Source organism: Motiliproteus sp., from assembly GCF_965230735.1.
GTDB lineage: Bacteria > Pseudomonadota > Gammaproteobacteria > Pseudomonadales > Balneatricaceae > Motiliproteus.
The window spans coordinates 226,054-240,968 of the sequence record NZ_OZ246016.1; the positions used below are offsets into that span (position 1 = coordinate 226,054).

The 14,915-nt window shown below is 57.1% G+C and carries 8 protein-coding genes and 2 rRNA genes; all 10 read right to left on the bottom strand.

What is annotated here, in order from left to right:
• Positions 1 to 10: 10 nt before the first annotated feature.
• Entirely contained in the window at positions 11 to 751 is a 741-nt protein-coding gene (gene surE / locus ACO05M_RS01070; RefSeq protein ID WP_421866819.1) for a 5'/3'-nucleotidase SurE, read from the bottom strand.
• Positions 752 to 756: 5 nt separating this feature from the next.
• Entirely contained in the window at positions 757 to 1,809 is a 1,053-nt protein-coding gene (truD, locus tag ACO05M_RS01075) for a tRNA pseudouridine(13) synthase TruD (RefSeq protein WP_421866821.1), read from the bottom strand.
• Positions 1,810 to 1,863: 54 nt separating this feature from the next.
• Positions 1,864 to 2,151 (bottom strand): cell division protein FtsB, encoded by a 288-nt coding sequence (gene ftsB, locus ACO05M_RS01080; protein ID WP_421866823.1) that lies wholly within the window; start codon positions 2,149 to 2,151, stop codon positions 1,864 to 1,866.
• Between the two features lie 139 nt (positions 2,152 to 2,290).
• Positions 2,291 to 3,586 (bottom strand): phosphopyruvate hydratase, encoded by a 1,296-nt coding sequence (gene eno, locus ACO05M_RS01085; RefSeq protein ID WP_114694964.1) that lies wholly within the window; start codon positions 3,584 to 3,586, stop codon positions 2,291 to 2,293.
• A 67-nt stretch (positions 3,587 to 3,653) separates the two neighbouring features.
• Complete coding sequence (locus ACO05M_RS01090) at positions 3,654 to 5,279, bottom strand: CTP synthase (RefSeq protein ID WP_421866825.1); 1,626 nt, start codon at positions 5,277 to 5,279, stop codon at positions 3,654 to 3,656.
• Between the two features lie 110 nt (positions 5,280 to 5,389).
• A complete protein-coding gene (gene tilS, locus ACO05M_RS01095) occupies positions 5,390 to 6,745 on the bottom strand; it encodes a tRNA lysidine(34) synthetase TilS (protein WP_421866827.1) in 1,356 nt (451 codons plus the stop codon).
• A 60-nt stretch (positions 6,746 to 6,805) separates the two neighbouring features.
• Positions 6,806 to 7,756, bottom strand: coding sequence for an acetyl-CoA carboxylase carboxyl transferase subunit alpha (gene accA, locus ACO05M_RS01100; protein WP_421866829.1), 951 nt, complete (start codon positions 7,754 to 7,756; stop codon positions 6,806 to 6,808).
• 97 nt (positions 7,757 to 7,853) lie between these two features.
• Positions 7,854 to 11,354: a DNA polymerase III subunit alpha gene (gene dnaE, locus ACO05M_RS01105; RefSeq protein WP_421866831.1), complete on the bottom strand. Its 3,501-nt coding sequence runs from the start codon at positions 11,352 to 11,354 to the stop codon at positions 7,854 to 7,856.
• A 340-nt stretch (positions 11,355 to 11,694) separates the two neighbouring features.
• Positions 11,695 to 11,810, bottom strand: a 5S ribosomal RNA gene (gene rrf, locus ACO05M_RS01110).
• A gap of 166 nt (positions 11,811 to 11,976) precedes the next feature.
• Positions 11,977 to 14,868, bottom strand: a 23S ribosomal RNA gene (locus ACO05M_RS01115).
• Between the last annotated feature and the right edge of the window lie 47 nt (positions 14,869 to 14,915).

Sequence of the window (14,915 nt, forward strand, 5' to 3'; positions counted from 1 at the left end):
TTCACTCGCTTTACTGCTCCTCAAGCCAGCCGGCCAGATTATCGAAGCCCGAATACTGCGTCATATCGAAATGCAGCGGGGTGATCGACACATAGCCTTCACTAAGCGCATAAAAATCCGTACCCGGCCCGTCATCTTCAGACTCACCGGCACCGGCGATCCAAAACCGTTGCTTACCGCGAGGGTCGATCGACTTGACCGGTTCGCCACACAGGTAGCGGTGCCCCAACCGGGTCACATGAATCCCGTTGATCTGATCCAGCGGCAGGTCGGGAACATTAATATTGAGCACCGTCCGAGGTGCTACGTTGAGCTGTTTGATCCGTCCCAACAGGTCATTGACGATGGTCGCTGCGCTATCGAAGTGGCGTTTACCCGCCAACGAGATCGCGATCGACGGCCGGCTCAGATGCCGCCCCTCCATCGCCGCGGCCACGGTGCCGGAGTAGAGCACATCGTCACCCAGGTTGGCACCGCAGTTGATCCCGGAAACGACAATCTCCGGGCGCGACTCAAAAAGCCCGAACAAGCCCAGGTGGACACAATCGGTCGGGGTGCCGTTGATGCTGACAAAGCCGTTATCCAATGTGGTCGGCTCCAGCGGCCGATCCAACGTCAGCGAGTGGCTAGCGCCGCTACGATCGCGATCCGGTGCCACTACCTGAATCTGATGCTGCTGCCCAAGCACCTCGGCCAATACCGCGATTCCCGGCGCATGGACACCATCATCATTGGAAATCAGCACCCGCATCGGTGTTACCCCTGAGTTTCTGAATCGGGACTTGCCGCTACCCGATAGCGGCAGATCTCACGCAGCACACTGGTGGCATAGGTTCCCGGCGGCAGCTCAAAACTGAGCTGAAGCTGATCCGATTGCAGCCACTGCCAGGAAAGCTCACGGGGCAGGAACCGAACCGAACGACGCTCGCGTTTCTGGCCCAGCTTTTCCAGCCCGGTACCCCAGTGCTCGAAGCGTTGCAGTATATCAGTTTCCAACGCCAGCGACTCCGATTCCACCAGCGCTCGCCCCCGTCCCATCATCGGTGCGGTCGGGTGGGTTTCGATCGCTTCGATCTGGCGGCTCAGCTCGGCGGGATCGGTTTCTGGGGTCAGGTTGCTGGAGCCCCGGATCACCGGTCGATCGCCCTCCAGGTAGGCATCCCAGACGCCGCGCCGAATCCGCTCCGCCACGATCAGGTTGAACAGGTAGGAGCGCGCCGCCGAGATCGCCATGCTGCGCTTATGCCGGTCGCGGATCCGGATCTCACCGGCCAGCAGTTTGTCGGCCAGTTCCAGATTTCCGCCATCATGGCCGAAGCGCTGCTCACCGAAATAGTTCGGCACCCCACGGTCACGAATTGTTTCCAGCAGCGACTCGGGGACCAGGCTTTGGTCCAGCTCTCGGATCCGCAGCACAAAGCGGTTGGCCCGGTGGCCGCCGCGCTTGAGCTTGCGGTTATGCCGGGCCCGCTGCAGGATCTCGACCGAATCGGGCAAACCACTCAGATCCGGATCCGTGCGCCCCGGTAACCAGAGGCTGAACCACTGGCTGGTGACCGCGTGGCGATCCTTAAGTCCGGCATAGCTGACATCTTTGAGCTCGATGCCGGCCAGCTTGGCCAGCTGGCGAGCGATCCACTGGGTGTTTTCACCACGCTTACGCAGCAAAATAAACAGGTGTTCACCCTCTCCGCAGGGCTCGAAGCCCAGCTGCTCATCGACCTGAAAATCTTCCGGCAGGCTGCGAATCACGCCGGCATCGATGGGGGCGCCATGGACGCGAGGAAAGTCGAGATCATACTGACTCAAATGGGGAATCTCCGGTCACTACGACCTAATGGGTGAAGCCTGGCTAAGGCTCGATTATTGTTGAGAGGTTTCGGGCTCTGGTAACAGGAAGAAGGTTTCGCCGCGCTTGATCATGCCCAGTTCGCTACGGGCACGCTCCTCCATCGCCGAGGTGCCTTCGCGCAGATCGTCGACCTCAGCACGTAACGCCTCGTTGCGCTCGATCAAGGTCTGGTTGGAGTCCTGCTGCTGTTCGATGGAATCCTGCAATGCCCAAACCGACGGCAGGTTACCGTCACCGAACCAGAGCCGGTACTGCAATCCCGCCAGCAACAGTATCAACAGGGCCAGCAACCACTTCATTCGCGCTTCAACCTATCCAAAACAAAATAAGCCCGCGTTCGTTATCCCTGAAAAGACTCCAATTTAGGCATGGAACGACCGGTGGAATCTTTTCAGGGGCAACCAGATAAAAGGGGAGCCGAAGCTCCCCTTATTCGACTCAGGCCTGTCCTTTGATCTCGGAGCGGCCGTTGTAAGGCGCCTTGCCTTCCAGCTCGCCCTCGATCCGCAGCAGACGGTTGTACTTGGCAACACGGTCGGAGCGGCACAGAGAACCGGTCTTGATCTGACCGGCGCGGGTCGCAACGGCCAGGTCGGCAATGGTGGTGTCTTCGGTTTCACCGGAACGGTGCGAGATTACGGCGGTGAAGCCGGCATCCTGCGCCATCTTGATCGCGTCCAGCGTTTCGGACAGAGAACCGATCTGGTTGAACTTGATCAGGATGGAGTTACCGATGCTCTGCTCGATACCACGGGACAGGATCTTGGTGTTGGTCACGAACAGGTCGTCGCCAACCAGCTGAACCTTGTCGCCGATCTTGCGGGTCAGGGTCGCCCAGCCGTCCCAGTCACTCTCGTCCATACCGTCTTCGATGGAGACGATCGGGTACTTGGCGCTCAGCTCAGCCAGGTAGTCGGCAAAACCTTCGGCGTCGAACTTCTTGCCTTCGCCAGACAGGTCGTACATGCCTTCCTTGTAGAACTCGGAAGAGGCACAGTCCAGCGCCAGGGTCACGTCCTCACCCAGCTTGTAGCCGGCGTTGGCGATCGCTTCGTTGATCACAACCAGCGCTTCCTCGTTGGAGGCCAGGTTCGGGGCGAAACCGCCCTCATCGCCCACAGCGGTGTTCAGACCGCGGGCCGACAGCACTTTCTTCAGGCTGTGGAAAATTTCAGCACCCACACGCAGGGCTTCGGCAAAGGTCGGTGCGGAGACCGGCTGAACCATGAATTCCTGGATATCAACGTTGTTGTCGGCGTGCTCACCACCGTTGAGGATGTTCATCATCGGAACCGGCATGGAGAACTCACCGGCGTTGCCGTTGATCTCAGCGATGTGAGCGTACAGCGGCATGCCCTTGTCGGCAGCAGCTGCTTTGGCCGCAGCCAGAGACACCGCCAGGATGGCGTTGGCGCCGAAGTTGGCTTTGTTCTCGGTACCATCCAGATCGATCATGATCTGGTCCAGCGCGCGCTGGTCGGAGGCATCCTTACCCAGCAGCGCTTCACGGATCGGGCCGTTGACCGCCGCAACCGCTTTCAACACACCTTTGCCCAGATAACGGGATTTGTCGCCGTCGCGCAGCTCCAGTGCTTCACGGGAGCCGGTGGAAGCGCCGGAAGGGGCGCAAGCGGTGCCGAAGGCACCGGAAGCCAGGGTAACGTCGGCTTCGACGGTCGGGTTGCCCCGGGAATCGAGCACTTCGCGTGCCTTGATATCGGTAATTGCGGTCATGGGCTGATAACTCCAAGTCTTTGCTTAATTTTGAGTCGTTTAACCGGCGGCTTGCAGGATCCTTCGATCACTTACCGCTCTGTTCCAACGCTGCCTTGACGAAACCGGAGAACAGGCCATGGCCGTCACGGGGCGTTGAGGTAAATTCGGGGTGGAACTGACAAGCGACGAACCAGGGATGGTCCTCCACTTCAACCACCTCAACCAGGGTGCCATCGATGGATCGACCGGAGATCTTCAGACCGGCCTGTTCCAGCTGCGGCAGCAGGTTGTTGTTGACTTCATAGCGGTGGCGATGACGCTCGAGCACCAGCTCTTTGCCGTAACACTGGGCGGCCAGTGAATCCTGTTCCAGACGGCACTCCTGCGCACCCAGGCGCATGGTGCCACCCAGATCGGCATCTTCGTCACGGGTTTCCACATCACCTTCGGCGGTGGTCCATTCGGTGATCAGGCCTACGACCGGATGTTCGCTGTTGGGGTTGAATTCGGTGCTGTTGGCATCGGCCATGCCCGCAACGTTACGGGCGAATTCGATCACCGACACCTGCATGCCCAGGCAGATACCCAGGTACGGGATCTTGTTCTCACGGGCGTACTGCACGGTCAGAATCTTGCCTTCGACACCACGCTCGCCGAAGCCACCGGGAACCAGAATCGCATCGACATCTTCCAGTACACCGGTACCCTTGCGCTCGATATCTTCGGAGTCGATATAGCGCAGGTTGACCTTGGCGCGGTTCTTGATACCGGCGTGGGTCATCGCTTCGATCAGCGACTTATAGGCATCCAGCAGCTCCATGTACTTGCCGACCATCGCGATGGTGACTTCACGGTGCGGGTTCAGTTTGGCGTCAACCACATCGTCCCACTCGGACAGATCGGCCGGAGCGCACTCAATCCGGAATTTGTCGACGATGATCTCGTCCAGACCCTGCTCGTGCAGCATCCGCGGAATGCGGTAGATGGTGTTGGCGTCTTCCAGCGCGATAACCGCACGCTCTTCAACGTTGGTGAACAGCGACAGTTTGCGACGGGAGTCGGCCGGGATTTCGTGATCAGAGCGACAGACCAGGATATCCGGTTGGATACCGATCGAACGCAGCTCTTTAACCGAGTGCTGAGCCGGCTTGGTCTTGGTCTCGCCGGCGGTAGCGATAAAGGGAACCAGCACCAGGTGCATAAACAGCGCGCGCTGCGGGCCCAGTTCGACCTTCAGCTGACGTACCGCTTCCATAAACGGCAGTGATTCGATGTCACCGACCGTGCCACCGATCTCGACCAGGGCGATATCGGCATCGCCGGCACCTTCGATCACGCGACGCTTGATCTCGTCGGTAATGTGCGGAATCACCTGTACGGTACCGCCCAGATAATCACCACGACGCTCCTTGCGCAGTACCTCTTCGTACACCCGACCGGTGGTGAAGTTGTTGCGTTGGCTCATGGTGGTGCGGATAAAGCGCTCGTAGTGGCCAAGATCCAGATCGGTTTCGGCGCCATCTTCGGTCACGAAAACCTCACCGTGCTGGAACGGGCTCATCGTACCCGGATCAACGTTGATATAGGGATCAAGCTTGAGCATGGTCACTTTGAGGCCGCGGGCCTCGAGAATAGCGGCCAATGAAGCGGAAGCGATGCCCTTACCCAAAGAAGACACAACGCCGCCCGTGACGAAGATATAGTGCGTCATTCGGAACCTGTCTGCAGATATAGAAAACGGTAAAATGCGGGAGGCGCAGGGCACCTCAAGATGGGGCTACAGTTTAGCTGAAGCCGTTTCGATCGACAATCAGAATTCACTCAGATTGACCCCTTTTCCAGCCTGGTCGTCGAATCCCATTTCAAGCGCCAGCCCAGCTCACCAACCCCGGCCGCGAATCCCTCGTCGATCCAGAGATCGGCGACCGCCGCCAGCTCATTATTCACATAGATCAACGGCATGTTTTCGCGCAGCCAGGGAGGGATCGCAGCCTGCTGCAACAATTTCTTCAACGACCGGCTGCCATCACGTCCGGTCAGCCGGATTCGCTCGCCTCCCTGGCGCGGCCCAACCATGACCTTCGCCCCATCCGGCACCCGTAACCCCCGCCCGACCACCGGCTCCAGTTGCAACCGTCCGAATGGCAGTGCCAGTTCGACGGCCTGGTCCGCCGCTAACGACAGCGGTTGCGGCCACTCTGGCGCCTTCTGCTGGGCCGGGGCTGTCAGCAACCGGTAGAGACCATCGCGGTAGCGGCGAACACGCACGCCAGGAAAATCAAAGCAGGGCTGGGCGTCTTCGCGGGCACAGACCAGATCCTGCCAAAGTTGAACCAGCTGTTTCTGACTCGGATTGAGCCCCTGCTGGTGAAGCCAGTAGCGCAATAGATTCCAGCGACGGTGTTCAGCCAAAACCTTAAGCGGATCGATGGTCAAGCCGCCACCACTCAGACGACAAGCTTCAAGATCGATGCGAGCCAGGTCCTGGCATAGCAACTGGGCATCGTGACAGTGGGACGCACTTTGACCAAAGGCCCTGGCCTGATCAGGCCAGCGCTTGCGTAATTCAGGCATCACCTGGGCGCGAAGATAATTGCGGTCATGGGTCAGATCCTGATTGCTGGGATCTTCAATCCAGCTCAGGCCTCGGTCGAGGGCATAGCGACGTAACTGCTCCCGGGGCTGATCCAGCAAGGGCCGCAGCAACCGCCCCTGCCCCAAGGCTCGCCTGGCCGGAATACCCGCCAGCCCGCGAACCCCACCGGCACGCAGTAATCGGAACATCAAGGTCTCTGCCTGATCATCGGCATGATGGGCCTGCAGCAATAGGCCACCATCAGTCATCAGCTCGGTGAAGATGCGATAGCGCGCTTCCCGAGCTCTGGCCTCCATCGCCGTTCCCGGGGCCAGGCCCGCATCGAAGCGTCGGAAACGAACACCCAAAGCCTGGCAGACCGCTTCACAATGTTCAGCCCAGCTGTCTGCCTCTGACTGCAATCCATGATGAACATGGACCGCCCCAAGTTTTACCGACTGGTTTAAGCCGGCGTCGATCGCCAGCTGCAGCAACACATGGGAATCCATCCCGCCGCTGTAGGCGATCCAGACCGGCAGTTCAGAATGAAGCTCGGTTTCGGCCTGAAGCGATTGCAGTAGGGTTTCGGGAGAAAGTTGCATTGGAAAATGGACGGGGCGGAAAAAGAAAGGGCACCGAATGGTGCCCCTGGTATCCGTGTATCAGCTGATGCCGTAGGACATCAGACGCTGGTAACGCCGCGCCAACAACTCGTCGGTGTCCATGCCATCGAGTTCCTCCAGGGTGCTGAGCAGTTGGCTCTTCAGTGACGCAGCCAGCAGGCCCGGATCACGGTGGGCGCCGCCCAGCGGCTCCTGAATCACTTCATCAACCAGACCCAGCTCGTGCAGACGCTCGGAGGTGATCCCCATCGCCTTGGCGGCGTCGGAGGCCCGATCAGCACTCTTCCACAGGATCGAGGCACAACCTTCGGGTGAAATCACCGAGTAGGTGGAGTACTGCAGCATCATCAGTTTGTCGCAAACACCGATCGCCAGGGCGCCGCCGGAGCCGCCTTCACCAACCACGGTCGAGATAATCGGCGTTTTCAGGCGAGACATCACCGCCAGGTTGTAGGCGATTGCCTCGGATTGGCCACGCTCCTCGGCACCGATACCCGGGTAAGCCCCCGGCGTGTCGATAAAGGTCATGATCGGCATCTTGAACCGCTCGGCCATCTCCATCAGACGCAGGGCCTTACGGTAGCCTTCCGGACGCGGCATGCCGAAGTTACGCTTGACCTTCTCTTTCACTTCGCGGCCTTTCTGATGACCGATCACCATCACCGGACGCTCGTCGATACGGGCAATACCGCCGACGATAGCGGCGTCATCAGCGTAGTGACGATCACCGTGCAGCTCATCGAAATCATCGAAAATCAGCTCGGCAAAGTCCAGCGTGTAGGGACGCTTGGGATGGCGGGCAATCTGGGCCACCTGCCAGGCGGACAGATCGGAGAAAATCTTCTCGGTCAGTTCGACACTCTTCTGTTCCAGCTTGTCGATTTCATCGCTGATATTGAGGTCGGAATCTTTGCCGACGGTGCGTAGCTCTTCGATCTTGGCCTGCAACTCGGCGATCGGCTGTTCAAAATCCAGATAGTTCGGGTTCATAGCTTTTGGCTTCTGTATCTGAGACTCCGCCTCCCCACTGCTTAGTCAGGGCTGACGGGATAAAAAATATCGGCAAGTTTACCTTGGGCGCCGGGCATTAGCCACCGTAGAGCAGCTGTACCCGCTCTTTTCCATACTGTTGTTTCAACTCCCACAGCAGCTCATCGGTAACGCAGATCCGCCAATCGTCACCCAGCAGTAGATCTGCGGCGGCATCCTCGCGTTGGTAGCGAATTCTCACCGCAACGCCCTGCGCCAACCGATGCTGTGGCAACCAGCCGTCCAGGCTGCGTTTGAGATCGCCAGAGTCGGCAAAAAGTTCCAACTGCAATGCCGATGCAAAGCGCCCTCGAGCCTGCGGGATGTCCAGCACCCGTGATGCCTTAACCTTAAGTTGGCCCGAATAATCGTCGTGGGCAACCTCTCCCTCAACCACCAGAATCTTGTCTTTCACTACCAAGTCACGATGCTGCTCATAGGTGTCGCCGAACAGGGTGACCTCCATTCGTGAGCTGCGATCATCGAGGGTCACGAAGGCCAGCGTATCCCCTCGCTTGGTCTTGCGCAGCCGAACATCGATCACCAATCCCGCCATTTTCTGCTGATTACCCCGGGCCGGCTTCAAGTCGACCAGTCGGTTAGGGACGAACTGGCGCAACTCGGCTTCGTACTCATCGATCGGGTGTCCGGTCACATAAAGTCCGAGGGTATCCTTCTCCCCTGCCAGGCGCTGCTTGTCTGGCCACTCTTCGATCTTGCCGTAAGGTTCGTAGGCATCGCCGGCATCCGCATGGGCCACCGACACCTCGCCGAACAGGTCGAACATGCCGCTGTCCTGGTTGCGGGCTTTCTGATCCGCCGCCTTCACCGCATCAGGAATGGCCGCCATCAACACGGCCCGGTTAGGGCCGATATCGTCGAGCGCCCCGCAGTGGACCAGCGCTTCCAACACCCGCTTGTTGATGTTGTTGCCGCCCACCCGCTCACAGAAATCAAAGATATCGGCAAACGGTCCACCCTCGGCTCGTGCACTGACGATCGCCTCGATCGGGCCTTCACCAACACCTTTGACCGCGCCCAAGCCGTAGATAATCTCGTTGTCATCGTTAACGGTGAACATATATTCACCGCTGTTCACATCGGGCAGCTTCAGCGTCAGCCCCATGTGGCGGCACTCTTCGATGAAGATCACCACCTTATCGGTGTTCTGCATGTCCGATGACATAACGGCCGCCATAAACGGCGCCGGGTAGTGGTGCTTGAGCCAGGCGGTCTGATAGGAAACCAACGCGTAAGCCGCCGAGTGGGACTTGTTAAAGCCGTAACCGGCGAACTTTTCCACCAGGTCGAAGATGTTTCCGGCCAGATCACGGTCGATATCGTTCTTTTCGCAACCTTCAAGGAAGGCACCGCGCTGCTTGGCCATCTCTTCGGGCTTTTTCTTACCCATCGCCCGGCGCAGCATGTCGGCGCCGCCCAGCGAGTAGCCGGCCATCACCTGGGCGATCTGCATGACCTGCTCCTGGTACAGCACCACCCCGTAGGTGGGCTCCAGCACCGGCTGCAACGGCATGTACTCATAGTCGGGATGCGGGAAAGACAGCTTGGCGCGGCCATGCTTCCGGTTGATAAAGTCATCAACCATCCCCGAACCCAGCGGCCCCGGACGGAACAGCGCCACCAGTGCCACGATATCTTCGAAGCGGCTCGGTAGCAGTCGCTTCATCAGGTCCTTCATACCGCTGGATTCGAGCTGGAATACCGCCGTAGTCTCACCGGCCTGCAGCATCTGATAGATCGGCGCATCTTCAAGCTCGATCGTGGTGATATCCAGCGGCGCTTCGCCACGCTTGCTTTGCTGGCGATGGATCGTTTTCAAGGCCCAGTCGATGATAGTCAGAGTCCGCAGACCCAGGAAGTCGAACTTAACCAAGCCGGCCGCTTCGACGTCGTTTTTATCGAACTGGGTCACCAGGCCGCCGCCGAACTCGTCACAGTAGAGCGGCGCAAAGTCGGTCAGACGGGTCGGTGCGATAACCACCCCACCGGCGTGTTTACCAACCCCTCGAGTGACCCCCTCCAGCTGGACCGCCATATCCCAGATCTCCTGGGCTTCGTCGCTGGTGTCGAGGAACTCGACCAGTGCCGGCTCCTGCTCCTTCGCCTTGGCCAGCGTCATGCCGACCTCGAACGGAATCAGCTTCGACAGTTTATCGGCCAGACCGAACGACTTACCCTGAACCCGCGCCACATCGCGCACCACCGCCTTGGCCGCCATGGTCCCGAAGGTGATGATCTGCGACACCGCATCGCGACCGTAGGTCTCGGCCACGTAGTCGATTACCTTGTCGCGGTTATCCATGCAGAAGTCGATATCGAAGTCGGGCATCGATACCCGCTCCGGGTTCAGGAAGCGCTCGAACAGCAGGTCATATTCGATCGGATCCAGATCGGTGATCTTCTGGGCGTAGGCCACCAATGAACCGGCACCGGAACCCCGCCCCGGCCCAACCGGCACGCCGTTATCCTTACCCCACTGGATAAAGTCCATCACGATCAGGAAGTATCCCGGAAAACCCATCTCGATGATGATCTTGAGCTCAAAATCGAGCCGATCATCGTAGACTTTGCGCTTTTCGGCGTAGTCCGGATCGTTCTTGTCGAGAATCTTCTCGAGCCGTTCTTCCAGGCCTTTACGGGAAACATCGATGAAGAACTCATCCATCGTCATCCCAGGCGGAATCGGGTAGTTAGGCAGGTAGTACTTACCCAGCTCAATCTCGATATTGCAGCGCTGGGCAATGACCCAGGTATTACTGATGGCCGCTGGAATGTCCGCAAACAGCTCGCACATCTCTTCGCTGCTACGGAAATACTGTTGATCGCTGTAATGGCGCGGTCGGTGAGGATCGTCGAGGATCCTGCCCTGGTTGATGCAGACCCGAGCCTCGTGGGCTTCAAACTCCGACGGCTGCATAAACATGACATCGTTGGTCGCAACCACCGGGCAGTTAAGGCTGTCGGCTAATTGGAGACTGGCGTGCAGACATTCTTCATCGTTAGGTCGATTGGTGCGCTGAAGCTCGAGGAAGAAATCGCCAGGGAAAACCGCCATCCACTCCTGCAGCAACACCTGAGCATCATCAAGACGCTCACCCAATAACGCCTGACCAATCTCACCATCCTTGGCGCCTGACAGGGCAATCAGCCCTTCCGCTTTATCCTTGATCCATTCGGCCTTAACTAAGGCACGCTCGGGCAATACTCCCTGGCCATGCTGGTAAGCCATCGCAATCAGCTCGGTCAGATTGCGGTAGCCGATTCGATCTTTGACCAACAGCGTCATCCGAGTCGGCTCTTCGGCAGGATCAATCCGATTCTCTACCCAAAGATCGGTACCACAGATCGGCTTAACCCCAGAGCCCATCGTGGCTTGGTAAAACTTGATTAGCGCGTAGAAGTTAACCTGATCGGTAAGCGCAACGGCAGGCATCTGCTGCTTCGCCGCCTCTGCCGCCAACGCCTTCACCCGAACTAAGCCATCAACGACGGAAAACTCAGAATGAACGCGTAGATGAACAAAACAATTGGCTGACATGAAGCACCGGTCAAAGCATGAATGGAAACGACCGATTATAGCGATAGCCCGTATTTGGCGTAAGCGTTAATGAAACGGATTGAGCCTTTGAATTATCACGCAACAAAGATAACAAAACGCCTCACACCCTAATACGCATGGCCCCCAGGATGGGGTCAAAGTGAATAGGCGCTTGGCGATGGAAGTCCTGCGGGCGTATACGCCGCAGTCGCCCCGCCGGGACGAAGCTTCGCTTCGTCTGTTTCCGTCGTGGCCCTACTCTCACATACCGGCTGTAGGTCAGAGCCGCTAAGACGAAAAAACCCCTAGCACAGCGTGCTAGGGGTTTCTCGTATTAGGCGCTTGGCGATGACCTACTCTCACATGGGGAAGCCCCACACTACCATCGGCGCTGATTCGTTTCACTGCTGAGTTCGGGATGGGGTCAGGTGGTTCCAAATCGCTATGGTCGCCAAGCAAAAAAGGTAAGTGAATCCGCCCGCCATGGATGGCGGAAGTGCAGAAAATGCAGGAGCAATTTTCTGCGAACTTAATTGAAGTCTCTTGAATCAGTTCAACGTGTCGATCGTTTATATCTAGCTTGTTTCGTATCAGTGCCAACCTAACACCGCTTTGGCGTTATATGGTCAAGCCGCACGAGCAATTAGTACTGGTTAGCTCAACGCCTCACAACGCTTACACACCCAGCCTATCAACGTCCTGGTCTTGAACGGCTCTTCAGAGGGCTCGAGGCCCTGGTGATACCTTATCTTGAAGGAGGCTTCCCGCTTAGATGCTTTCAGCGGTTATCCCGTCCGAACGTAGCTACCGGGCAATGCGTCTGGCGACACAACCCGAACACCAGAGGTTCGTCCACTCCGGTCCTCTCGTACTAGGAGCAGCTCTTCTCAAGTATCAAACGCCCACGGCAGATAGGGACCGAACTGTCTCACGACGTTCTAAACCCAGCTCGCGTACCACTTTAAATGGCGAACAGCCATACCCTTGGGACCGGCTTCAGCCCCAGGATGTGATGAGCCGACATCGAGGTGCCAAACACCGCCGTCGATGTGAACTCTTGGGCGGTATCAGCCTGTTATCCCCGGAGTACCTTTTATCCGTTGAGCGATGGCCCTTCCATACAGAACCACCGGATCACTAAGACCTACTTTCGTACCTGCTCGACGTGTCTGTCTCGCAGTTAAGCACCCTTATGCCTTTGCACTCATTGCATGATTTCCGACCATGCTGAGGGTACCTTCGTGCTCCTCCGTTACGCTTTGGGAGGAGACCGCCCCAGTCAAACTACCCACCACACACTGTCCCCGACCCGGATAACGGGTCTGGGTTAGAACCCCAAACATACCAGGCTGGTATTTCAAGATTGGCTCCACGCAAACTGGCGTCCACGTTTCAAAGCCTCCCAGCTATCCTACACAAGTAGGTTCAGAGTTCAGTGTGAAGCTGTAGTAAAGGTTCACGGGGTCTTTCCGTCTAGCCGCGGGTACGCTGCATCTTAACAGCGAGTTCAATTTCACTGAGTCTCGGGTGGAGACAGTGTGGCCATCATTACGCCATTCGTGCAGGTCGGAACTTACCCGACAAGGAATTTCGCTACCTTAGGACCGTTATAGTTACGGCCGCCGTTTACTTGGGCTTCGATCAAGAGCTTCGCCTAAGCTAACCCCATCAATTAACCTTCAAGCACCGGGCAGGCGTCACACCCTATACGTCCACTTTCGTGTTTGCAGAGTGCTGTGTTTTTAATAAACAGTTGCAGCCACCATTTCACTTCGACCAGCCTCAGCTTAGGGAGCAAGTCCCATCACCAAAACCGGCGTACCTTCTCCCGAAGTTACGGTACCATTTTGCCTAGTTCCTTCACCCGAGTTCTCTCAAGCGCCTTGGTATTCTCTACCTGACCACCTGTGTCGGTTTGGGGTACGGTCTCAAATAAGCTGAAGCTTAGAGGATTTTCCTGGAAGCATGGTATCGACTACTTCGCTCAAAAGAGAGCTCGTCATCAGATCTCAGTCTTAAAGGATCCCGGATTTACCTAAGATCCAAACCTACATCCTTAAACGCGGACAACCAACGCCGCGCTAGCCTAACCTTCTCCGTCCCCCCATCGCACTTATCTGAGGTGCAGGAATATTAACCTGCTTCCCATCGACTACGCATTTCTGCCTCGCCTTAGGGGCCGACTCACCCTGCCCTGATTAGCATTGGACAGGAACCCTTGGTCTTCCGGCGAGGGTGTTTTTCACACCCTTTATCGTTACTCATGTCAGCATTCGCACTTCTGATACCTCCACGGTGCCTTACAGCTTCCGCTTCAACGGCTTACAGAACGCTCCTCTACCATGCCACAAAGTGGCATCCGTAGCTTCGGTGTACAGTTTGAGCCCCGTTAAATCTTCCGCGCGGGCCGACTCGACTAGTGAGCTATTACGCTTTCTTTAAAGGGTGGCTGCTTCTAAGCCAACCTCCTAGCTGTCTAAGCCTTCCCACATCGTTTCCCACTTAACTGTAACTTTGGGACCTTAGCTGACGGTCTGGGTTGTTTCCCTTTTGACGACGGACGTTAGCACCCGCCGTCTGTCTCCCGTGATTGCACTCTTGGGTATTCGGAGTTTGCATCGGGTTGGTAAGTCGGGATGACCCCCTAGCCGAAACAGTGCTCTACCCCCCAAGGTGAGACACGAGGCGCTACCTAAATAGCTTTCGAGGAGAACCAGCTATCTCCGAGCTTGATTAGCCTTTCACTCCGACCCACAGGTCATCACCGCATTTTTCAACATACGTGTGTTCGGTCCTCCAGTTGATGTTACTCAACCTTCAACCTGCCCATGGGTAGATCGCTCGGTTTCGGGTCTAATCCCAGCAACTTGACGCCCTATTAAGACTCGGTTTCCCTACGCCTCCCCTATACGGTTAAGCTTGCTACTGAAATTAAGTCGCTGACCCATTATACAAAAGGTACGCAGTCACGGTCTCAAGGACCGCTCCCACTGCTTGTACGTACACGGTTTCAGGGTCTATTTCACTCCCCTCACAGGGGTTCTTTTCGCCTTTCCCTCACGGTACTGGTTCACTATCGGTCAGTCAGGAGTATTTAGCCTTGGAGGATGGTCCCCCCATGTTCAGACAAGGTTTCACGTGCCCCGTCCTACTCGTTTTCACATTAAGAGCCTTTTCGCGTACGGGGCTATCACCCACTATGGCCACACTTTCCAGAGTGTTCCGCTAAAACTCAAAACGCTTAAGGGCTAATCCCCGTTCGCTCGCCGCTACTGAGGGAATCTCGGTTGATTTCTTTTCCTCCGGGTACTTAGATGTTTCAGTTCCCCGGGTTCGCCTCTTGACCCTATGTATTCAGGTCAAGATACCCGCCTTATGACGGGTGGGTTTCCCCATTCGGAAATGTCCGGATCAAAGTCTGTTTGCCGACTCCCCGAACCTTATCGCAGGCTACAACGTCCTTCATCGCCTCTGACTGCCTAGGCATCCACCGTGCACGCTTAGTCACTTGACCATATAACCCAAAACAGTGTTCAAGTTATCAGTCAGAACTAATACGAT

Excerpts from the sequence above, each read along its gene's own strand:
- surE (WP_421866819.1), bottom strand. The coding sequence starts at position 751 with ATGCGGGTGCTGATTTCCAATGATGATGGTGTCCATGCGCCGGGAATC.
- ftsB (WP_421866823.1), bottom strand. The coding sequence starts at position 2,151 with ATGAAGTGGTTGCTGGCCCTGTTGATACTGTTGCTGGCGGGATTGCAG.
- eno (WP_114694964.1), bottom strand. The coding sequence starts at position 3,586 with ATGACCGCAATTACCGATATCAAGGCACGCGAAGTGCTCGATTCCCGG.
- ACO05M_RS01090 (WP_421866825.1), bottom strand. The coding sequence starts at position 5,279 with ATGACGCACTATATCTTCGTCACGGGCGGCGTTGTGTCTTCTTTGGGT.
- tilS (WP_421866827.1), bottom strand. The coding sequence starts at position 6,745 with ATGCAACTTTCTCCCGAAACCCTACTGCAATCGCTTCAGGCCGAAACC.
- accA (WP_421866829.1), bottom strand. The coding sequence starts at position 7,756 with ATGAACCCGAACTATCTGGATTTTGAACAGCCGATCGCCGAGTTGCAG.
- dnaE (WP_421866831.1), bottom strand. The coding sequence starts at position 11,354 with ATGTCAGCCAATTGTTTTGTTCATCTACGCGTTCATTCTGAGTTTTCC.